The sequence below is a fragment of the Limnohabitans sp. JirII-29 genome (assembly GCF_003063395.1).
GTDB lineage: Bacteria > Pseudomonadota > Gammaproteobacteria > Burkholderiales > Burkholderiaceae_C > Limnohabitans.
Window position 1 is genome coordinate 19301 of the sequence record NZ_NESB01000008.1, and the last position, 21352, is coordinate 40652.

The 21352-nt window shown below is 54.0% G+C and carries 23 protein-coding genes and 1 tRNA gene; 9 read left to right on the forward strand and 15 right to left on the reverse strand.

Annotated features, from left to right (window positions below; genetic code table 11):
• The first annotated feature begins 30 nt into the window (after positions 1 to 30).
• The 7 genes from B9Z39_RS17285 to B9Z39_RS12880 all read left to right on the forward strand — a co-directional run bounded on the left by B9Z39_RS17285 (position 31) and on the right by B9Z39_RS12880 (position 4429).
• A complete protein-coding gene (locus tag B9Z39_RS17285; RefSeq protein WP_369908131.1) occupies positions 31 to 183 on the forward strand; it encodes a hypothetical protein in 153 nt (50 codons plus the stop codon).
• 12 nt (positions 184 to 195) lie between these two features.
• Positions 196 to 570, forward strand: coding sequence for a TRAP transporter small permease (locus tag B9Z39_RS12855; RefSeq protein WP_369908132.1), 375 nt, complete (start codon positions 196 to 198; stop codon positions 568 to 570).
• 17 nt (positions 571 to 587) lie between these two features.
• On the forward strand, positions 588 to 1865 hold the full coding sequence (locus B9Z39_RS12860) for a TRAP transporter large permease subunit (protein WP_108301979.1): 1278 nt from the start codon (positions 588 to 590) through the stop codon (positions 1863 to 1865).
• Positions 1866 to 1954: 89 nt separating this feature from the next.
• Positions 1955 to 2959 carry a TRAP transporter substrate-binding protein gene (locus B9Z39_RS12865; protein WP_108301980.1) on the forward strand — a complete coding sequence of 335 codons (1005 nt, stop codon included), beginning with the start codon at positions 1955 to 1957 and terminating at the stop codon, positions 2957 to 2959.
• 69 nt (positions 2960 to 3028) lie between these two features.
• Positions 3029 to 3478 (forward strand): type II 3-dehydroquinate dehydratase, encoded by a 450-nt coding sequence (gene aroQ, locus B9Z39_RS12870; protein WP_108301981.1) that lies wholly within the window; start codon positions 3029 to 3031, stop codon positions 3476 to 3478.
• Between the two features lie 4 nt (positions 3479 to 3482).
• Complete coding sequence (locus B9Z39_RS12875; protein WP_100147224.1) at positions 3483 to 4310, forward strand: shikimate dehydrogenase; 828 nt, start codon at positions 3483 to 3485, stop codon at positions 4308 to 4310.
• Positions 4311 to 4353: 43 nt separating this feature from the next.
• Positions 4354 to 4429: transfer RNA gene (locus B9Z39_RS12880), tRNA-Phe, on the forward strand.
• A gap of 469 nt (positions 4430 to 4898) precedes the next feature.
• On the opposite strand, the gene B9Z39_RS12885 is transcribed toward B9Z39_RS12880, so the two are convergent.
• The 13 genes from B9Z39_RS12885 to B9Z39_RS12950 form a co-directional block, all read right to left on the reverse strand.
• Complete coding sequence (locus B9Z39_RS12885; protein WP_108301982.1) at positions 4899 to 5474, reverse strand: Panacea domain-containing protein; 576 nt, start codon at positions 5472 to 5474, stop codon at positions 4899 to 4901.
• A 67-nt stretch (positions 5475 to 5541) separates the two neighbouring features.
• Positions 5542 to 6447, reverse strand: a complete 906-nt coding sequence (locus B9Z39_RS12890; protein ID WP_233249005.1) for a tyrosine-type recombinase/integrase — start codon at positions 6445 to 6447, stop codon at positions 5542 to 5544.
• 71 nt (positions 6448 to 6518) lie between these two features.
• The gene (locus B9Z39_RS12895; RefSeq protein ID WP_255416824.1) at positions 6519 to 6743 is read right to left on the reverse strand and encodes a DUF4224 domain-containing protein; all 225 of its coding nucleotides are present in this window, start codon (positions 6741 to 6743) and stop codon (positions 6519 to 6521) included.
• A 2-nt stretch (positions 6744 to 6745) separates the two neighbouring features.
• The gene (locus B9Z39_RS12900; RefSeq protein ID WP_108301985.1) at positions 6746 to 7249 is read right to left on the reverse strand and encodes a DNA-binding protein; all 504 of its coding nucleotides are present in this window, start codon (positions 7247 to 7249) and stop codon (positions 6746 to 6748) included.
• A 117-nt stretch (positions 7250 to 7366) separates the two neighbouring features.
• Positions 7367 to 7675, reverse strand: coding sequence for a hypothetical protein (locus tag B9Z39_RS12905; protein ID WP_146183333.1), 309 nt, complete (start codon positions 7673 to 7675; stop codon positions 7367 to 7369).
• 26 nt (positions 7676 to 7701) lie between these two features.
• Positions 7702 to 8862, reverse strand: a complete 1161-nt coding sequence (locus B9Z39_RS12910; RefSeq protein ID WP_158269501.1) for a phage/plasmid replication protein, II/X family — start codon at positions 8860 to 8862, stop codon at positions 7702 to 7704.
• Between the two features lie 593 nt (positions 8863 to 9455).
• On the reverse strand, positions 9456 to 10211 hold the full coding sequence (locus tag B9Z39_RS12920; protein WP_108301989.1) for a helix-turn-helix transcriptional regulator: 756 nt from the start codon (positions 10209 to 10211) through the stop codon (positions 9456 to 9458).
• Positions 10212 to 10311: 100 nt separating this feature from the next.
• Complete coding sequence (locus B9Z39_RS12925) at positions 10312 to 10995, reverse strand: helix-turn-helix domain-containing protein (protein ID WP_108301990.1); 684 nt, start codon at positions 10993 to 10995, stop codon at positions 10312 to 10314.
• A 216-nt stretch (positions 10996 to 11211) separates the two neighbouring features.
• Positions 11212 to 12228, reverse strand: a complete 1017-nt coding sequence (locus B9Z39_RS12930; protein ID WP_158269502.1) for a TRAP transporter substrate-binding protein — start codon at positions 12226 to 12228, stop codon at positions 11212 to 11214.
• Between the two features lie 32 nt (positions 12229 to 12260).
• Positions 12261 to 13535: a TRAP transporter large permease gene (locus B9Z39_RS12935; RefSeq protein ID WP_100147222.1), complete on the reverse strand. Its 1275-nt coding sequence runs from the start codon at positions 13533 to 13535 to the stop codon at positions 12261 to 12263.
• Positions 13532 to 14086, reverse strand: a complete 555-nt coding sequence (locus B9Z39_RS12940; RefSeq protein ID WP_108301992.1) for a TRAP transporter small permease — start codon at positions 14084 to 14086, stop codon at positions 13532 to 13534. The genes B9Z39_RS12935 and B9Z39_RS12940 overlap by 4 nt, the downstream gene beginning before the upstream one ends.
• A gap of 93 nt (positions 14087 to 14179) precedes the next feature.
• The gene (locus tag B9Z39_RS12945) at positions 14180 to 15148 is read right to left on the reverse strand and encodes a LysR family transcriptional regulator (protein ID WP_108301993.1); all 969 of its coding nucleotides are present in this window, start codon (positions 15146 to 15148) and stop codon (positions 14180 to 14182) included.
• A 5-nt stretch (positions 15149 to 15153) separates the two neighbouring features.
• Positions 15154 to 16422 carry an acyl-CoA dehydrogenase family protein gene (locus B9Z39_RS12950; protein ID WP_108301994.1) on the reverse strand — a complete coding sequence of 423 codons (1269 nt, stop codon included), beginning with the start codon at positions 16420 to 16422 and terminating at the stop codon, positions 15154 to 15156.
• Between the two features lie 161 nt (positions 16423 to 16583).
• Between B9Z39_RS12950 and B9Z39_RS12955 the strand changes: the two genes are divergently transcribed.
• Positions 16584 to 17027, forward strand: a complete 444-nt coding sequence (locus B9Z39_RS12955; protein WP_108301995.1) for a MarR family winged helix-turn-helix transcriptional regulator — start codon at positions 16584 to 16586, stop codon at positions 17025 to 17027.
• A gap of 75 nt (positions 17028 to 17102) precedes the next feature.
• On the opposite strand, the gene B9Z39_RS12960 is transcribed toward B9Z39_RS12955, so the two are convergent.
• Both B9Z39_RS12960 and B9Z39_RS12965 read right to left on the reverse strand, forming a co-directional pair.
• Positions 17103 to 18083, reverse strand: coding sequence for an amidohydrolase family protein (locus B9Z39_RS12960; RefSeq protein WP_100147217.1), 981 nt, complete (start codon positions 18081 to 18083; stop codon positions 17103 to 17105).
• Between the two features lie 116 nt (positions 18084 to 18199).
• Positions 18200 to 20299 (reverse strand): ATP-dependent helicase, encoded by a 2100-nt coding sequence (locus tag B9Z39_RS12965; RefSeq protein WP_100147216.1) that lies wholly within the window; start codon positions 20297 to 20299, stop codon positions 18200 to 18202.
• Positions 20300 to 20362: 63 nt separating this feature from the next.
• Between B9Z39_RS12965 and B9Z39_RS12970 the strand changes: the two genes are divergently transcribed.
• Positions 20363 to 21331 (forward strand): AEC family transporter, encoded by a 969-nt coding sequence (locus tag B9Z39_RS12970; RefSeq protein WP_108301996.1) that lies wholly within the window; start codon positions 20363 to 20365, stop codon positions 21329 to 21331.
• Positions 21332 to 21352 lie beyond the last annotated feature (21 nt).

The following is a 21352-nucleotide window of genomic DNA, read 5'->3' on the forward strand; positions in this document are numbered from 1 at the left end:
CTGGATCGCTTTTTTTCGGAGGCATGTCACATGCTGACAAAATTTATTTCTATTTATTGCCGACTGCTTGAAGTCGTGATTGCGATTGCTTTGGCCGTGATGGTTGTTCTGGTGTTTGGCAACGTGATCTTGCGTTACGCCTTCAACTCAGGTCTCACGTTGTCGGAAGAATTGTCGCGGTAGTTATTTGTATGGATGACGTTCTTAGGTGCCATCGTCGCCATGAAGGACGGTGCACATTTAGGTTCAGACACCTTGGTTTCAAAGTTGTCGGTGACAGGACAAAAAGTCTTCTTGGTGATTGGCCATGTCTTGATGCTGTTCATCTGCTGGCTGTTATTTGTCGGATCATTAAACCAAGCCATCATCAACTGGGACTCGACCAGTCCAGTGATGGAAGTCTCGATGGGGTACTTCTATGCCTGTGGCATGGTGCTCGCCGTGTCCGGCGCTTTGATCTTGGTAGACCGACTGTTGCGCTTGATGCTGGGCAAGTTGGAAAACAGCGAATTGATTGGTGTGCGGGAATCTGAAGAAGAGCCTGTCGACGCACCAGCACCTTTGAAATAAACAGCAAGGAAATCATCATGACGATTGCCGTATTTTTGGGCTCCTTGTTGGCTGCGATGGCTTTGGGTGTGCCAATTGCTTTTTCGTTGCTCTTGTGTGGTGCTGCACTCATGTTTCACATGGACATGTTTGACGCACAAATATTGGCGCAAAACGTGATCGAGGGCTCCAACAGCTTTCCTTTGCTGGCGGTGCCATTTTTCATGCTGGCTGGTGAGGTGATGAATACAGGGGGCTTGTCACGACGCATCGTTGACTTTGCGATGGCCTTAGTGGGGCACATCCGTGGCGGCCTGGGCTATGTGACGATTGTTGCTGCCTGTTTGCTGTCTGCACTGTCAGGCTCTGCGGTGGCTGATGCTGCGGCACTCACGGCCTTGTTGTTGCCCATGATGGTCAAGGCGGGCCACGACAAAGCCCGCAGCGGTGGTTTGATCGCTGCTTGTGGCGTGATCGGTCCGATCATTCCGCCTTCCATTGGTTTTGTGATTTTTGGCGTTGCTGCCAACGTGTCCATCAGCAAATTGTTTTTGGCAGGGATTTTCCCCGGCATCGTGTTGGCTGCAGGCTTGTGGGCGACTTGGTGGTGGTTGACCCGTCGCGAAGTGCTGACGCCTCCACCGCGCAAATCAAGCGCAGAGGTTTTTGCAGCCATGCGCAGTGCAGGCTGGGCCTTGATGTTGCCGCTGATCATCTTGGTGGGCTTGCGCATGGGTGTGTTCACGCCCACAGAAGCTGCGGTGGTGGCTGCTGTGTACGCGTTGTTTGTGGCGGGTGTGATTTACCGAGAGTTGACCTGGGGTCAGTTATTCCACGTGTTTCAAACAGCGGCTAAAACAACCGCAGTGATCATGTTCTTGGTTGCCGCTGCCATGGTATCGGCGTGGTTGATCACAGTGGCCAATTTGCCGTCACAAGTGGTGTCCTTGCTTGAGCCATTGCTGAGTAGCCCAACCCTGTTGATGATCGCCATCATGGTGCTGTGCATGGTGGTGGGCACGGCCATGGACATGACCCCAACGATTTTGATCTTGACACCTGTGTTGATGCCGATTGTCAAAGCCGCAGGCATTGACCCGGTCTACTTTGGTGTTTTGTTCATCATCAACAACTCCATTGGCTTGGTCACACCACCTGTTGGCACGGTCTTGAACGTCGTGGCTGGGGTAGGCCGCATGCGCATGGACGAGGTGATGCGTGGTGTGTTGCCTTTCATGGCGGTTCAGTTCATCGTTATGTTCTTGATGGTGTTGTTCCCTTCCATCGTGATGGTGCCGGCTCGCTGGTTCTATTGAAACTCTTGAATGCCGCCTGCACGGGTACGCCAGGCGGCGTCAGAAATTTTTGATGCGTACGACCTCAACTTAATTTTGGAGACTTTGTCATGAAACGCTTTTTCATCAAATCTGTGCTGGCTACTGTGGCCATGGCTGCTGTTGGCTTCGCAAGCGCGCAAGACATCAAAGAGCGCACCCTCAAGTTTGGTTTGAATGGTCCAGAGGGGCACCCTGCTGTGGCCGGTATGAAGGCGTTTGCTGAATCGGTGGCAGCTAAGTCTGGCGGCAAGATCAAGGTGCAACTGTTTTTGAACGGTGCACTCGGTAGCGACCAAGCGGTCGTCTCCTCTCTCAAAGGCGGCACCATTGAGATGGCGGTCATGAACTCTGGCATTCTGGCCAGTGAAGTCAAGGCTTTGGAAGTGTTTGACTTCCCCTTCTTGTTCGCCAACGAGAAAGAAGCTGACGCTATTGCTGACGGACCGATTGGCCAAAAGATGCATGCGCAGCTGCAAGACAAGGGTATTGTCGGCTTGTCTTATTGGGAACTGGGTTTTCGCAGCATCACCAACAGCAAACGTGCGTTGAACAAAGTTGAAGACATCGAAGGCCTGAAGCTGCGCGTGATTCCTAACGCCATCAACGTGGACTGGGTCAAAGCCCTGGGCGCCAACCCCACCCCGCTGCCTTTCCCTGAGGTGTATGCCGCCATGGAGCAAAAAGCGATTGACGGTCAAGAAAATCCCGTCTCCGTGATCGCTGCCAACAAGTTCTGGGAAGTGCAAAAGTATGTGACATTGACCAATCACCAGTACAACCCGCAATCGGTGATTTTTAGCAAAAAAGTGTGGGACTCTTTGAGCCCTACAGAGAAAAAAATCATCGACGACTCAGCCGATGCTGCTGCGAAAAACCAACGTACGCAGTCGCGCGCTGCTTTGGCTGCCAACTTAGAGTTGCTCAAGAAAAACGGCATGATGGTTTCGCAATTCACGCCTGCTGAAGTGGCCAAGCTGCGTGAAAAAATGAAACCTGTCATCGACAAACACAGTGCTGCTGTGGGCCCGATCGTTGCGGAAGTTCAGGCCGAGCTGGCCAAGATGCGCAAGTAATCTGTCGCTTGATGTTGCAGCGGGGCAGCCATTGCCCGCTGCCTTTTTTAATCTGAAACAAAGATAGCCATGAAAATTTTGATGCTCAATGGAATCAACCTCAATATGTTCGGTAAACGTGACCCAGCCCAATACGGCACCATCACGTTGGATGAGATCAACGCCAGCATGAAAAAGCTTGCCGCTGAGTTGGGCGTTGAGGTTGAGTGCTTTCAGACCAACAACGAAGGTGATATGTGTGAGCGCATTCATCAAGGCTTTGTCGACAACGTCGATGCGGTGTTGATCAATGCAGGTGCCTGGACTCACTACAGCTATGGCATACGCGACGCGCTGGCCATTCTGACCTGTCCTATTGTTGAGCTGCACATGTCTAACATCCATGCGCGCGAAGAGTTTCGTCATCACTCGGTGTTTGGCGAAATCGTCAAAGGTCAAATCTGCGGTTTTGGCGAAGACAGCTATTTGTTGGCCTTGCGCGCTGGCGTGACAGCTGCGAAAAACGCAAAGAAAAAATAAGCCCATGATCAACGGCAACACTGAAATCATTGCCCACATCGGTTATCCGACGCATAGCTTCAAGTCCCCGATGATTTACAACCCGTACTTCGAACAGGCCGGGATCAATGCTGTGGTTGTCCCCATGGGATGTCAGACGCCGGACTACCCCGCGTTTTTGAAATCTGTTTTTGCATTGACCAACATCCGTGGTGCCTTGATCACGATGCCGCACAAGGTGACCACTGTGGGTTTGTTGGATGAAGTCACCGCCACTGTCAAAGTGGCGGGCGCATGCAATGCCGTCAAGCGCACTCCGGATGGCCGTCTAGTGGGTGATATGTTCGACGGCGCGGGTTTTGTCCGTGGGGTGCAACGCAAGGGCTTGAACTTACAGGGCGCGCGCGTGTTGGTGGTGGGCAGTGGGGGCGTGGGTTGTGCAATAGCGGCATCCTTGGCCGGTGCTGGTATTGCTGCCATCAGCTTGTTTGATGTGAACACGACCTCTGCTGAGGCATTAGGGCAGCGTTTGAAGAAAAACTATCCTGGCATCGATGTCAGCACAGGGTCAAACGATCCAGCAGGTTTTGATTTGGTGGTCAATGCCACGCCGATGGGGATGAGCGAAGGCGACCCCCTGCCCATGGATGTTTCGCGTTTGTCGCCAGATACTTTTGTGGGTGAGGTGGTGATGCGGTCAGAAATCACCGCATTTCTAGCGGCTGCTCAAGCACGTGGTTGTCGTGTTCAAGTAGGGGCGGACATGCTGTTTGAACAAATTCCTGCCTATCTGGAATATTTTGGTTTTCCAACCACCACGGCTGAAAACTTGCGTTCAGTGGCTCAACTTTGAGCTTGCAAAATTGGCCATTTGACAGTGCTACAATTGCCGTCTTGGCCCGGTAGCTCAGTTGGTAGAGCAGCGGATTGAAAATCCGCGTGTCGGCAGTTCGATTCTGCCCCAGGCCACCAGTAATGATGCGCCCCAGCGCCCGAAAGGGTTCTGGGGCGTTTCTACATTTAAAGATTCATTTCTACAAATACGTTAGCTGCATCCAAAAAGGCGCTTGAATTCCCGGGGTGCTAATTTTGATGCGCATACATTACCGATAATCTGCTGCATCACTGAAGGGGTGCAGTCAACGTGACTTTGCCAAACTCCTTTTTCCAGCATGGCGTCTACATGTGCTTCAGAATCGACGCGCATGTGACGATATGCAATGTAGCTCTTGCGCTGAATAAAAGGGTGATCTCCTGCTTCTAGTACACAGGCAGGATCGTATGGCACTCCATCGTGAACGCTGCACAAGCTAACTAGGATTATTTGTGGAGTGCTTCCGTAACCAACTAGTTGAGCGGGCCCGAGTATCAAAAAAAATAGATGACTTCCGTCTGGACCAGACGGTATTAAAGCCGTTTGCCCAGTCGATGCCATCGTTTATTAGAAGAATGCTGCTTTCAGTTGCTCTTGAGTAGCAAGTCTTGATGAAAGTGCAAGTGCCTGTTCAGGCGTATAGCCAAGTTTATTGAAAAGCGTCAAGTGGGAAATTGGAATCATTGATCCGTCTGGGTCTTTCCATTCTGGACAATGTTCGTGTGTGTACTGCACAAGGTCCCAGCGATTCCAATGTCCAAACTCTGTCCATGTCTCTGATAAAACTTCAAGATCAGAGTCACTTAGTGATAGTAAATCTAGCTCTGGTGAGCGAATCATGCTTGGGTCTCTCAACCCCACGTTATGGCCTGCTCGATCAGCGACCCATGTTTCCCATCCACCCTCTAACGATTGAGTAGCTCCATTTATGCAGCTATAAGTTTGTGATAGCACGGGCCCATGTTGCATAGAGACAAGCTGATCACCAGTCAAAGGTTCGCCATAACGTTGTAGGGACAAGCGCTCTGCTAGGTACATGAGTTTCACAAGCTTAATGAGCGGCAAGCCACCTCCTGCTTTATGAAGCAGGAACGCAGCAGCTTGAGCTGCCCTACGTTCATCAAAGAGTGAGGTTTTATTCATGTTTGTCAATTGTCTCGCACAAGAGATAAGATTTTACTGTAATTATATACAGTATATTCGATATATCTTATCTTAGGGGTTTCACCCGTTCCCCCATCCGCGCCTTAACGTAGTGCTCCGTCATATCCCGGTTCTTGTGGGCCAGTAGTTTTTGCGAGTGCGCAAGATCACCAGTGTCTGTTGCAGCCTTGGCCCGAATGTCTCGAAACTGAAACTCAACCTTGGCCAGCGTGCGCGCTTTGTCAAAGCGTGAGCGCAAAGCGATTTGGCTGAGTGGCTGTCCGTTGTCGTCTTGAATCAGGTAGGGGCTGATCGCCTTTCGTGGGCGACTGTAGATACGGTCAAGCACGGTGGCCAGCTCTCCGGTGATCTCAATGCCCAAGCGTGCGCCCGTCTTGTTTTGAACGATCCACAGCGCACCATCGCGAATATCTGCGCGTTGGATTTTCAGCACATCGGCGGGACGTTGACCTGTCAGCAGTGCCAAGTCCATGGCGTCAACAACCGTGGCATGAGCAAACTCTTTGACGCGCTCAAACTCATCGTCCGTGACGTAGCGTGTACGCCCAGTTTCTTTGAAGCCTTTGACACCTTGGCATGGGTTCTGGCCCATGGTGTAACCCCACTCCCGGGCCTTGTTGAAGATGTGCGAAAAAAGCGCCTTCTCGCGGTTTGCACGCACTTTGGCTACAACCCCTCGAATGTCCAGGTACTCGCGAATATGCATCGGTGCAATGGCATCAATGGGCATGTGTCCAAAGACGCGTAGTAGGTGAACCAACTCTTTGTCGTTGTCCTTACGTGTGCGCACGGCCTTGGTGGGGTACACCTCACGCACATAGCGTTTGGCGATGACCGAGAACAACTTGGTCGAGTCGTCTTCTCGCACGCCCTCTCGTTGTGCCCATAGTCGCAAAGCTTCGGCGCGGTCATTGGACAGCTTGGTCCAAACCCGAGGCTGTGTGCCGCTCACGTGATACCAAACATTTCCCTTGCGATGAAAGCGCGGTGGGTCATCGTGATTTGACTGTCTACGTCTGCCCATCAAGCCCCCTGCAATGCCGCGAAATTGGGCCTGTACGGCGATTCTTCGGGTATCCCGCAGCCGAGCATCTTCTCTGCATATTTACGCGCCACGATGGGCCTTCTGTTGCCGTTGATTTCAAATCTCCAACTTTTGGTGCGCAACCAGCCAACCTGTCGAGCAGGTGTTTTGAAACCGGTCAACATGGCCAGCTCTTCGCAGGTAAGAAAGAGGTTGGAGTCCACAGTTAAGCCTTCTTCTGTTTGGCTACCGACGAGCGTCTATCTTCGAATGAGGACAAGGCATTTTTTGTCCGTGGTGAGAGCATCGTGCCACTGGGGATCGCTTCAACACGGGTGTTGGCCAACGACTCTGAATACCGTTCTTTGGGCAAATCATTTATGGTCGGCAATTCATCAAAGAAAGCTTCGTTCTCAGCGCCTGAGTGCAAGCGCTTCACTCCGGCAACAACATCCTTGGCCTTTGTGTACTGTTCTTGGAGCAGGCACACTCGACGGTAGAGCCATCTAATCTCGTTAACTTGATCCGTAAATATTTCTGAACGTCCGTACTTTGACTCCCAGAAAAGTGCGAGTACGGCCATGCGAGGTACTTTGCCTTTGGATATCCAGCTTTTTACGGTTCGTTCCGTAACGCCTAGGTGTTTACATACCTCCGCGGGGCCACCAAATTCACCCATGAACAAGACAAACAAATTGATGCCGTAGATTGACTTGGATGCCTTGAACATAAGAGCCTCGCTGGAGTGACCTCGAAAACCTTTTGAGTTAAGCTTTCGAGGCCGTTGATAAGTTACTGAATGTGTCGATGGTGGGCGCTCATGTGTTGCTGCACGTGAGCGCTTTTTTTATCGTGCTTGAGCCAATGTGAATGCGCTGACGAAATTGGCTTGCGTCATCACCACAGTCGCTTGGCCTTCTTTGCCCGGCTTGGTGCGCGTGTTGATTTCGTAAACGCCAGGTGCCTTGTATTTCTTCACTTCGGTGAACACTTCGTCGGTTGCAGCCACTTTCATGGGAGCATCCCCAACGGCATTTGCTGTTTCCACTTGGTAGTCGTTGATGTAATGAACCGTGCAGCCTTTGCGGACTTCGCCCGTTTTTTCATCGGTCATTTCCCACTTGGAGGCGCGGAGGATAAGTACGGTTTCGCTCATGATGATTTGCCTTTCGGTCAGTGGCCTCATGCGGCCAGTTGGAGTAATCCACGTTCGTAATTGAACGCAGGTCTTTCGCGCACAAGGCTTTCACATCGCCTTGGGTTTGCACGAACTGGGGAGAAGTCAGTGGGTAGCATTTGCCCCTGACGCTCAATGAGTTGTTGATCGGTGGCCAGCCATGACACACCTGCATCGACAAGTTGCTTGCGGCGGCGATAGAAAGTCGCTCTGGTTTGCCTGTGCTTCATGTCGTCTTCGCCGTGAGTTGCGAGACCCAACCAAAAACCATGCAGTAAGCCTGCTAGTTCCTGTGAGTACCGTGCTTCTAGGCGATCGCGAACTGCAAGACTGGTACGGACAATGCGCACGCCCTCTTGCCCCTCTCGCAAAAGTCGGCGCATCTCTTTGTCGAATACCGCTTGCAGGTATTCCGTGGTTACTTCGTGAACCTTGGGCTTTTTGTCAAAGTCGTAGTCCAGCTTCTCTGCATGAATCTCAACCTCGGCACGGAGCCGGTTGTTGGCGAGTCGTTGCAGTGCTGCTACTTGGCGTGACGCTTGTTGGTACGCCCATTCCGGTGGGGCCTTTGGTGGGCGATTTTGTTGAAACTGGCTTCGCAGTACAAAGGCAAGTCGCTTGCGGTCGTTCTTTTGGAACTCAGGGCCTTTGTGATAAATCTTGATCGTGGTTGTCGTACCTGGAACAAAGATCGACTCGTTGCTGTACTTTTGCATCTTTCGGCGCGGGAAGGCCACGTGATAGATGCCCTCGAAATACTCCTGTACTGCCAGGTATGGGAGCTGGAAGTTTTCTGCCCAGTCCACACGCTGTACCGTCCAATTGCGGGTGTGTGGCAATGCCGTGCCCAGCAGTTGTTGCAGAAGGTCTCGCAGGTGTTCGCTTGCTGTTTGAAGGTCATCGATTACGCCGTACACGTTGTGGCCGTGAAACGCTTTGGCTACAGAGCATTCAACGATGAGATAAGGCTCACTGGGGTGCCATTCAGGCTTGCCGCTGCGAGACTTGGTGCAGTCCTCGTACATCGGCTTGACCATGATCCGAGCATCGTGTGAGGCGCGAAGATTGGTGCGAGTGATTTCCCAGATGCGCTCACCGGTTTCATTGCAGACTCGGCAATAGCTTTCACCTTGAGCCTTGATCTTGTCGACGATTGAGCGTGCCATATAGGGTGTCTTTAATCTGACCGTATCGAGTCCCATGAGGTACTGCGCTTCGCTTGTTGTTGTCTCACTCATGAGACTCATACGGGGTGTTACTGCCCGTGAAGTGAAAAATTCGAGCCGTTTTCAAAGCCAATTCCGAACCGGGTTGGTGGTGGACTTTGGGCGGTGAGAAAGGGCGACGCTGAGGCTTTGCGGCCGGTGTTACGACCTGTGCGCGCAAAGCACGTTGGGTGGGGGAGAGCCAGTAGGCGGCAATGACTTTGTTCATATCTCTACTCCTGGCCACAAAAGTGCAAGCTCAAATGGCCACACGAAAAGAAACAAACCCTCTTTGGTGGTGCAACAAGAGATCACGCCACCTTGTGTGTCGTTCCAAATGGTTCGAAAGTGAAGGGTGGGCAGCTTCATAGGTCTGCCCTCCGGGCTGAAACAGCCTTGCACGCCATAACCTCGCATGACGTGGTTCCCTCCCCCCCCACGCACACTGACGTGTGCGCGGGTGCCCCGGTCGGCGCCTGGTGGCGCCCCGTCAAAGCTGCGGGTGGGCGCGCTACTGCCGTCTGTTGATCAGGATGCTTCACGCAACCGTCCTCTCAGCCGACCAGCGCTTGCAACACCTCCGTGGGCTCGGCGCGACCTTTGCGGCGCGCCTGAGCCTCTTTGTCGCCGTCGATGACGGCGCGCTGTACGTCTGACATGGCCAAGCGCATCAGTTCACCCACCGTTTTCGCTTTTACTGCCTTGGTTGCGTTGTCGGTTGCGTCTGTTGGAAACAGCTCGCGCCCCATCAGACGGGCGAACAACAGGCCGTTTTCAGCCAGGCGGCGTTGAATGGCGATTGCAGCGGCTTGGCTCGCAGCTGAAGGGCTTTCACTCATGAAACCAATGCTGATCGCTTTAGCGCAGATGCTGGAAATGCTCGACTCGTTGTCTTCAATGCAGTCAAAGATGCGGTCGATTTGATCGCCCTCGAGTGCTGGCGTGATGCGCATGAACTGTAGGTTTGCTTGCTGTGGGCGCGTTGGTTTTCCTGAGGAAAAACCAGTGGTTTCACTGGAAGAACTGCCAGTTTCACCAACTACGCCAGCTGGGAAAACATCCCCTTTGGCACGGGCCTTGGCGCCGGGTGCGTCTTCATCGTGGAAGTTGTAGCCCTCACCCTCAAAGAACTCGCGCAAGTCCTGAAGAAACTGGCCATCAGGCACATAGTTGCCGGTTTCAAAGCGTTTGAGCTTGTGCCCTGGGAGGTTGGATTTTTCGGCTGCTTGCGCTTGGCTGAGGCCGAGGAAGTTACGAGCGGCACGAGACTCGTTGGGGGATAGTGCCAGTTGGGAAAAGTCAATTGTCATGGTCGTCTTTCAATGTAACGTTTAGTGTGTGCAACGGAAAGTTGCGCACTAAGCGAACAATAAACCATGTAATTTTAAATTGCAAGCATGCAACGAAAAATTATTTTTTGGGTAACTTAACCTTAGTTGCCGATTCTCGGACGCGAAGCCGCTCTTGAAGTGCCTGGGATTGGCGCAAGAACTCAGCGTTAGCCTTTTCCTGAAGTCCTTGGTCAAAACCCTTGTCCCAACCGCGCGCTAAATCAAGAATTAACTTCATTACAGCATCGTAGTGGTTGTGATGGATGATGGACATTACATAGGCTACCCACGCATATCCCTCCGGATCATTCCTCCGAGAAATAGTGCCAAGACGCGAGTAATCAGATATTGGCGTGAATGGCTGCTCATCTCCGTAAATCAGATAGTTGGGTGTAACTTTCAGTGCTTCGCAAAGAAGTCGAATTTCCTTTGGTGAGGGCCTATTGGTTCCCTTTTCGTAAAGTGAAATCACCGCTCTGGATATACCTTTTCCTTCTGAGTCCAAACTTAAAGTCAGAGCAGCAAGTTCTCCTTGGGTTATGTGCTTTGACTCACGCATCTCTTTAAGTCGTTCCCCCAAATGCTCCTCGGGAGGATTCTTGAATCGACCTGGCTGGTTGGATCGAGCTGGCTTACTTTCCAGCTCTTCGTCGTGTTGGTGAGCAAGAAAGTCAACACGTGCAGTGACCTTCTCCAATTCATTTAAGGATGCTGTGGCATCTCCCGAACTTTTGCCTTTGGTATTGCTGCTTGACCGTGCCATGACGTCTTCTACAAATCTGCGATCGCTTAAGCATACACGCGTGAAGCAACTCTAAAAAATCGCAGCAGTTTGTAGAAGTAAAAACCGCTTAAGAGCTTGTTACGAAATGAATTGATACGAGATTGAAAATCCGCGTGTCGGCAGTTCGATTCTGCCCCAGGCCACCAGATTCACCCCGTAGTAACGCAAGTTGCTACGGGGTTTTTCTTTGTCCCGTCACTTGTACTTGCGTGCGATGTTGGCGTATGTCTCAAAAGCCCCCTTCGCAGCTGTGTTTTTGTTGATGATCTCGGTGGCTGTTTGGTTGACCACCTTGGAGAACGTGGCCGCTTCATCTGTGGACAAGCTGACCAATTGGCCACCGTTTTGTGTCCAGACATCACGTGCACGTGTGATGTCTTGCACGCCAAATTCATTGGCTGCAGCTTCGGATTTTGCTGCTTCTTCCTGCACGATAGCGCGCAGATCGGCTGGGAGCTTGGTCAACCAGGCTTTGTTGCAAGCAATAACCACAATGAGTGGCCACTGGGGCAACTGGGTTTGGTACTTGGCCGCGTCGTAGAACTTGAGTGCGGAGAACACGGTACTGGCCGCGATGAACCCGTCAATGGCGCCGTTTTGCAATGCGGGCATGACTTCAGACAGTGGCATGGGCACAGGTGCACCACCGAGTTTTTTGATGGGCTCCATCTGCAAGGGCGTACTCAGCACCCGAATTTTTTGACCATTCAAATCAGCCAATGTTCGGATGGGTTTGCGCGACACCAAGTTCTGCGGGCTGTGCATGAAAACAGAAATGCTTTCCAAACCGCGGTTGCCACCAAAGCTAAAAATCAGCTTGCGCATTTCAGGGTCTTGGAAGGCCTTGACCGCGTGTGGGGTGTCATGGATGACGCCTGGCACATCAAATACCTCGAAGCGAGGGTCTAAGCTGGTGAGAAAACTGGATGCCGTAGCAAAGCACTCGATGGTGCCCATGGCTGTGCCCTCGACCATGCGTGGAATGGCGCCCAACTGGCTGGCAGGATAAAGCTCAACCTTGATACGCCCCCCTGTTCGGTTTTCGATCGCGGCCTGAAAAGATTTCATCCAAAAATGCTGCACATCGTTGATGGTGGCTGCAGCGATTTTCATCACGATTTGGTTTTGCGCATTGACTTGCAGCAACGGGCCTGCGGCGACCGTGCTCGCTGCCAGTGACATCAAATTGCGGCGTGAGATGTATGTGTTCATGGTTGTCTCCTGTTGTGATGAGGGAAAGTGGGTCAATAAATCCAACGCACCATGGCCAGTGACAGCCATGGGATGTAAGTGATCAGCGCCAATGCGATCAGATAGAGGTAGATGAACGGCACGATGCCCCGGTAAATCACGGGAAGCGGAAAGCGGAATAACGATTGGGTCACAAAGATGTTCAACCCAAAGGGCGGATGAAACATGCCAATGGCCAAGTTGGTGGTGATGACGATGCCGAAATGCACCGGGTCGATGCCTGCGGCTTTGACCAAAGGCATCAATAAGGGGGTAAGCACGAGGATGGCAGACAAAGGATCAATGAAACAGCCCACGATGAGAAACAGCACATTGAGCGCCAACAAAATCATCCAGGGTGTGAGCTGCCAACCGCTCACCACTTCCACCAATGTGGCGGGTATTTGGTTGACGGTGAGCAACCAGCCAAACACATTCGCGCAAGCCACGATCACCAAAATTTGTGCGGTCAGTGTGACCGTGCGTGAGGCACAGCCCACGATTTGTGACCAACTCATATCTTGGTAGATGTAGCGTGCGACGAACGCTGCATACACGCAAGCCAACGCGGCAGACTCCGTGGGCGAGACAAACCCGCCGTAGATTCCCCCCAAGATGATGAACGGGGCCCCCAGCGCCCACGTACCGCTGGCCAGTGCATGCAAGAACACTGGCATGGAGAAGGGTTGACCGTCAGAGATGTTGAGCTTGCGCGCAATCCAGACGACGTACACCGCCAAGATGGCAGCAATCACCAAGCCAGGAATCACGCCAGCGGCATACAACTTAGGGACAGATTCTGAAGCTGCAGCCGCATATATGATCAGTGGGACTGAGGGTGGAATGATGATGTCGATGGCGCCCACAGCCGTGATCAGGCCCGCGCGGAATGTATCGGGATAACCGCGTTCTTTCAGCGGTGGCAACATGAGCTGGCCAACGGTGGCGACCGTGGCTGCACTGGCGCCTGACATCGCTCCAAAGATCGCGGAGGTTCCCACCGTGGTCAACGGCAGACTGCCACGCATTGAGCCGATGCCAGACTGAAGAATATCCACAATCCGTTTGGCTACGCTGCCATGCCCCATCAACTCACCCGCGAAAATGAAGAAGGGCACCGACAGCAGTGCAAAGCTGTCGACCGCACCAAAGAGGGTTTGGTGCAAGGCGGCAGGGGGAACGCTCATCACAAATAAGACGGTGACGGCCGAAGCGCTCAACAAAACCAAAAAAATCGGCATGCCCATGAGCAGCAAGACCACAGGAAGCAACGCTAAAGAGTAAGTCATGACGTGAAGTGATTACGCACACGCTGTTGCAGCAGTGCTTTGAGTTCGATAAGACTGCACAGCAACATACCGGTGAAGCCGACCACGACGCTGATGTGCGGTATCCACATCGGAATTTCTGCAGCATCGCTTTTTTGCTCCATACCGTAGATTTGGTAAGTGAAGTCGGATGACACCCACACCATCACTGCGCATACGTTCATCGTGAGCAGTGCTTCTGCGAGATGACGCCACCAAGCCCAGCGTGGGCTCAGGTTCATGGTGAGCACATCCATACGCAGGTGCATACGCCGCAAAGCCGCCATGGCTGCGCCCAGAAAGATCAGCCAGATCATGGTGAAGACTTGAACTTCGTCCGCACCCATGATGGGGGTGCCCGCCACATAACGCCCTGTCGCACTGGCAAAGTTCAGTAATACAACCAGAATAAAAATAACCCCCGAGAAGCGCTCAAGGCGGTCAAGCAGCCGATGAAATTCAGGCGAAGGATGGTGGTGTTCTGATGCGTGTGCATCATCTTCTGTCGAACTTTTGAGGGCGTGATCAGTCATGTCTCATTCTAGGAATTGGGTATGTCGGTGGGTGATTTGGATCATCGATAGCGTGTATTTGCGGGATGAATTTGCATGCGGGAATACACCTAATCAGTCGGTATCTGAAGGCAACTCCGCATGGGCAGAGGACAGGCCCGTGACAGTGGAGAAGTCATTGAAGAGTGCAAAAGCCAACTCACGCAACCAGCGGTGTCCCGGGTCTTGATGCACACGCTCATGCCACTGCTGACGTATCTGAAACGGTTGCACCGGAAACGGCACGTCAACTACGGTCAGTGCCGAGTGATGACTTGCAATTGCCTGAGCCAGACGGCTTGGCAGTGTGACCAACAAGTTGGAGTCTTTGATAATTTCCACAAACCCTTGCGCGTGTGCCGCGGCATAAACGATGTTGCGTTGGTCGGGTACGCCTGCGCGTTGCAGCATGGATTCAAGCTCTAGGTCGGTCGAGCCGTGTGGTCTGAAGGAGAGGTGTTCGGCCTGAAGGTAGTCGCTCAGGGTGAGCCCTGTTTGCGCCAGTGGATTGTTGTGGCTCATGACCACGACGAAGGATTCATAGAACAAACGTTGCTGGTAGAACGCTGGCCCCATGCCACTCCAACTGCCAATCGCCAGTTCAATGTGCCCATTGAGTAAGCCGTTGCGGGTTTCGGCAGGCGACAACGCCACAGTTTCAATTTTGATGTGGGGTGCCAACTCACGCATGCTGTTGAACAAGCGCGGCATCATCACCAAATGCCCGACCTCGTTGATGGCAATGCGAAACAGTCGCTTAGATTTCTCGACGTCAAAGTGACGCCCCATGTCGATGGCTTGGTTGAACTGACTCAAGCCCGCCGTGGCTGGGCCAATCAGGCGTTCGGCCAGTGGGGTGGGCACCATGCCATCCATGGTGCGCACGAACAGCGCATCGTTGAAGCGTTCACGCAAGCGCTTGAGCGAGTTGCTCACGGCGGACTGCGTGATGTTCAACTGTTCGCCTGCCAGGGTGACGCTGCGTGTGGCGTAGATGGCATGGAACACCAGAAACAAATTCAAGTCGATGGTGTGGACTCCCACGGGTCTCAATACTGGCCTTTGGGTTCGAGGCCCAAGTGGTATTGGCCCACCATCGACGACACCGCATCCCAGTTCAGGCTGATGTGGCGCGCCATCATGTTGGCGTCGCGCCACATGCGTTGCAAGGGTTGGTCCAGCGACAGTCCGGCACCGCCGACGCTGGAGAACAAACCTTCGACGGCTTGGTGGCACAGCCGTGTTGAAAACGCATGGTCGCGCCGATTGCGGATGCGTGTGGGCACATCGATGATGGTGTGCGACGCTGCCATTTTCTCCACCTCCGTGGTGTCGCGGTACAGCAGCAGTCGCGCGGCGTCAACCGATGCATAGGCCTCGGCCAGACGTGACTGCACAGGAAAGAATTGACTCAAGCGATTGCCGCCCCCTGCCACGGCGCCACGGGTGACGCGGCTGCCACAGAGTTCTTCAAACACTTCGATCGCGCCTTGTGCATTGCCCAACATGGGGGAAGCCAAACACACCGGTACGGCAGACAAGAAGGGGATGCGATAGATGGGGTTGGTGTTGACGCTGGCACCCGGCGGGTTGTTGGACGAGGCCTCGGCAAACGTCAGGCGACGGTGCGCGGGCACAAAGACGGGTTGGTCAATGGCCACCGTTTTGGAGCCGGTGCCTGCTTGACCGACCACATGCCAGTTGTCTTCAATGCGCCAATCTTTGCGTGGCACCAAGACAAAGCCCGCGCCAGGTGAGGTGCCGTCCTCGTTGGGCGGAAACACCACGCCCAGCAACGCCCACTCGGAGTTGTCGACGTTGGAGGCCCAGTGCCATTCGCCCTGGACGGTGTAGCCACCGTCCACTTTTTCTGCTTTACCTGCAGGCGCATAAGAGCCGCACATGATGGCGTAGGGGTTCTCGCCCCAGACATCTTGCTGGGCTTGCTCGGGGAAGGTGCTCACGGCCCATTGGTGGATAGCGCCCAAAGAACAGCCCCAAGCTGAGGAGGCGCAACCCCGGGCCAGCTCGCTGATGATTTCAATGAACGCGGTGAAGCCGTATTCGTAACCGCCAAAACGTGCGGGTTGCATGAGCTTGAAAAAACCGGCCTCACGGAACATGTCGGTTGACTTTTGGGACACCCGTCGCTCTAACTCGGTGTTGCGCGCTTGCTCACGCAGGTAGGGCACCATGGCCCGCGCCGCATCACCCAATTGGCTCAGGGTCGGGGCACCCGCCACGGGCGATGTGCGACCTGGCGCATCAAACGGAACGGGAGGAAAGGCGGTGAGCGGGGGCAATGGATCTCGGTTCATGTGAGGTCTCCTGTGCTGAAGTGGAGCGGATGTGCACACACCCTGCATGAACGAATTAAATATGCGAATGCATATAAATTAATCGAGGACTTACCCTTAAGAGTGATTCGCTAGACTTGCCTTGTATTGGATAAATTTTTCACCTTAATACCCTCAAAGACATGAGCCACGACCTGCAGGAATCCATCCCCTATTTACTTGCAAGAGCAGGTATCAGGACAGGGCAGGCGTTCACGGTGGAGTTGAAGCCGTTTGACCTCTCGCTCAACGAATGGCGCGTCTGTGCGACGCTGCGGCATCAACCGTCACAGCGCATTGGTGAGGTGGCCCATCACACATCAATCGACGCATCGACCTTGTCGCGTTTGATCGACGCGATGATCAAGCGCAAGTTGGTGGTGCGTGAACGAGACAGTGCGGATGCACGCGCGCGCTCTTTGCATCTCACCCCCAAGGGCGAGGCGTTGGTGGACCGGGTGATTCCGCTGGCGCAACTGTATGAACGGGTGGCGTTGGCAGGGCTGAGCGCGGACGAGGCGAATACCTTGCGTGGGTTCTTGGCGCGTATTTACGACAACATGGACATGCTCAATCACCGAGATTGATGTCTTGTGGTGGGCAAAAAGATGCCCGCCAAAGTCACCGGGACTTGAAGCGGGCACGGGGTGGTTGAAGGTGAATCAGATCTTCAACTTGAACAGGTCGACAGCGTTGGTGCGACCAATTTTGAGGCGGTCTGCTTCGCTGATGCTGGTGGCGTCAAACCATGTGCAGGCATGGTCCACATTTTCAAATGGCCAGTCGGTGGAGAACAGGATACGGTCCGCACCAATTTCCATCATGGCATCAATCAAGGTCTGTGTGCGGAAGTTGCCAGAGGTGGTGAGCCAGAAGTTTTGCTGGAAGTAGTCGGTCAGTGGCTTTTTAGCCGGGTAGCTCTTGGGGGCCTTGACCCAGCCATTTCGGTTGTCCACACGCCACATGTTGAACGGCAGGCCTTCGCCAAGGTGACCGAGAACAATCTTCAAGCCTGGATGACGGTCAAACAAACCACTGGCCATCAAACGCAAGGCGTGGACCGCAGTTTCTTGCGCAAAGGCCCAGGTGGGGCCCATGAGCCAGGGGTGCCCGTTGTAGATCTGAGCCCAGGACTGAATGGGGTTGCGTGGGTGCAGATAGAACGGGGCGTCGAGTTGTTCAGCCTTGGCCCAGAAGTCTTCGTACTGGGGTGCGTCGTAATAGACCACGTTCTCAGGTGTGTCGATTTGTGAAAAACCATTCACCAATGCACCACGAAAGCCATAGTCTTTCATGCAACGCTCAAGCTCTTGGGTGGCTGCGTCTGGGTCTTGCATCGGTAAAGCGGCAAAGCCTTGGAAGCGGTTGGGACGCAAGGCCACTTGTTCCGCCAAAAAGTCGTTGGCTCGCTTGGCCATCTCGATGGCTTTGGCACGGTTGGGGATGGCCTGAATGGCGGGCGCGTTGAGCGACAGGATCATCATCTCCATGCCGTTGTCATCCATTTCACGCAGTCTGCGTTCTTGTATGTCGATCAGTCGGGCGCTGAGTTCGGTCCAGCTTTCATCGGCGAGAAAGCCCGCCGAGTCTTGCAGGGTTTCAGGAATCGCAAAGTGTTCTTCTAGGCCAATTTTTCCTTGCACGTGATGTCTCCTAATGTGATTGAGTGATGCCTGAATTTATAGAGCCCCCTTAGGCGTGGCAAACAAATTTCAGTGATAACCCACATCATTTTGGCGCATGGGCTTGGCGCCAAGTTTCAACTGCGTGTGTTGGCAGCAGCAGTTTCTGCGGAGGCATCGGAGGCACGTTTGGCAAACTCGGCGCGCAAGGCTTTGAGCTTTTCGCGTGGGTCTTCTTTGACGGTGGTTTTATCCAGTCCCATTTCTGCGATGAAGCGGCTGGGTTGTGCCGCAATCATGTCGCGGCCTTTTTTGCGGCGTCGCGTCCAGCTCACTGCCAGGGTGCGCTGGGCCCGTGTGATGCCCACATACATGAGGCGGCGTTCTTCTTGCAGACGCAGCGCGATGTTTTCGTTGGTGTGTTCGGTGCCTGGCTCGTCGTCCAGCCGAAACGGCAACATCCCCTCTGTCACGCCCACCAGCATCACGTGTGGCCACTCCAAGCCTTTGGCTGCATGCAGGGTAGAAAGGGTGACAACGTTTTGGTCTTTTTCCCGTTCGGTCAGTGTGGACAACAGGGCAATGGTTTGGGCCACTTCCAACAGGTTTTTGGTTTCACCGCTGGTGGTGACGCCCGCGGTGTCGTCGATCTCGCCGCCACAGCGTTGCGCCATCCAGTCACAAAACTCCATCACGTTGGTCCAACGTGATGCGGCAACCTGCTCGCTGTCTTCGGCATCGTAGAGGTGTTTTTCGTAGTCGATGTCTTTGAGCCAATCGGTCAAAAAAGTGCGTGCGGCTTCTGCGCCGTTGGTGTGGCGCGCACGAAATTCGAGGTCGTTCACATAGCGGCCAAACTCGTGCAGGCTGCCCAATGCACGTGCATTGAGCACCGACGACAAGCTGCTGCTGAACAAGGCTTCAAACAAGCTGAGCTTGTATTGGCTTGCGAACACGCCCAGGCTTTGCAGGGTTTGGTGGCCAATGCCACGTTTGGGGGTGGTGACCGAGCGCAAGAACGCGGGGTCGTCATCGTTGTTGACCCACAGTCGCAGCCAAGAGCACAGGTCTCGAATTTCAGCACGGTCAAAAAAACTTTGTCCGCCTGACACCTTGTACGGAATTTGCGCTTTGCGCAGGGCTTTCTCAAAGATGCGCGCTTGGTGGTTGGCACGGTAGAGCACGGCGAAGTCTTTGAGTTCTCGGTGCTGCGCGCCCTCGCCTGCCACTTCATGGCCAGCGCGCAGCGACTGGATGCGCGCCACCACGCGCTCGGCTTCGTGCTCTTCGTTGTCGGCATCGACCACACGCACGGGCTCGCCCTCGCCAAGTTCAGAGAACAAGGTTTTGGGAAAGAGCTTTGGGTTGGGTTCGATGACGTTGTTGGCAGCACGCAAGATGGCGCTGGTGGATCGGTAGTTTTGCTCCAGCTTGATGACTTTGAGTGCGGGGAAGTCTTGTGGCAAGCGCTTGAGGTTGTCGAGCGTGGCACCGCGCCAGCCGTAAATGGACTGGTCATCATCACCCACCGCCGTGAAGCGTGCGTTGTTGCCCACCAGGCACTTGAGTACTTCGTATTGGGTGGCGTTGGTGTCTTGGTATTCGTCCACCAGCACATGGCCGAGTTGGGCTTGCCATTTGAGGCGAACTTCTTCGTGGTCTTGCAGCAGTTTCAGGGGCAAGCCAATCAGATCGTCAAAGTCGACGCTTTGGTAAGCAGTGAGGCGCTCTTCATAACGCGCCATGATTTTGGCGATGGTGCGTTCGTTGTCATCTTTGGCGATCGCCTCGGCTTGGGTGGCATTGAGCCCCATGTTTTTCCACAGGCTGATGGTCCATTGCCATTGGCGTGCGGTAGCCGCATCGGTGGTGCCTCCGGCGTCTTTCAAGATACCAGTGACGTCGGCGCTGTCCATGATGCTGAACTGTGGTTTGAGCCCCATGACGCCACCGTCTTGGCGCAGCATGCGCACGCCCAGCGCATGGAATGTGCAGATCACCACATCTTTGGCCGCTTTGCCAATCAAGCCCTTGGCGCGTTCACGCATTTCGGTGGCGGCTTTGTTGGTGAAGGTGATGGCGGCGATGCGCTGTGGTTCAAGTCCGGCTTGAATGAGGCGGCCGATTTTGTGGGTGATCACACGCGTTTTGCCTGAACCTGCGCCTGCCAGCACCAGACAAGGACCGTGCAAGAAATTCACGGCTTCTTGTTGCGCGAGATTGAGACCAGCAGACATGCGTGTGTGTGAGAAGGCAAAGCGGGCAATGATACCGGGGCACTTCGCAGGCAAAATACCTGGGTGCTGAACATTCTTTTTGTGACCTTCCCTTTCTTTGCATTGGTTCTGGCTGGTTTTGTTGCCATCCAGCGTGGCCTGTTGCCCCGCGACGCCATCGGCGGACTGAACGGCTTTGTGTTGTATTTCGCATTGCCTTGCATGCTCTACCGTTTTGGGGCTGGCTCCCCGATTTCACAACTGTTGGACCCCACCTTGTTTTTGGCTTACCTCTTGTGTGCCTTGTTGATGGTGGGTTTCTCTGTGGCAATGAGCTTGAATGCCCGGATTCGTTGGAACGATGCGGCTTTTGGTGCCTTGGTGGCCGCATTTCCAAACACGGGCTTTATGGGTGTCCCTTTGCTGGTGGCCCTCTTGGGTGAGGGCGCTGCTGGTCCTGCCATTGTGACCATCGTGGTGGACTTGGTGATCACCACCTCGTTGTGTGTGGCCCTGTCGCGTCTGGATGGCGCCGATGAGCATGGCGCTGCACGCGCTGCAAAGAATGCGTTGAAGGCCGTGTTGGCCAACCCCATGCCGTGGGCGATCATTCTTGGTGTGCTGTCTTCTGCCATGTCGTATGAGTTGGTGGGGCCTCTTGCTAAGACAGTGGGGTTGCTGGCCGACTCGGCTTCTCCGGTCGCACTATTCACCATTGGGGCTGTGCTGGCGCGTTCTCAGCAGCTAACTCGAGAAAGTGACCACGCCCCCATCATGCTGCGTGACTATTTGCCAATCGCCTGTTTCAAGCTTTTTTTGCACCCTGTGCTGGTGCTTTTGGTGTTGTCGACCGTCATTCAGATGGGTTTTGCGATGGACCGCTTCACCATGGTGGTGGTGGTCTTGGTGGCAGCGTTGCCCAGTGCCAGCAACGTGGCGTTGTTGACGGAGCGATTTGATGCAGACACGGGACGCGTGGCACGAATTATTTTGGTGACCACGGCGGCGGCATTTTTCACCTTCTCTGGTGCGGTGGCCTTGCTACACGCATGAGCGCGCACCGTCGATCCGTGA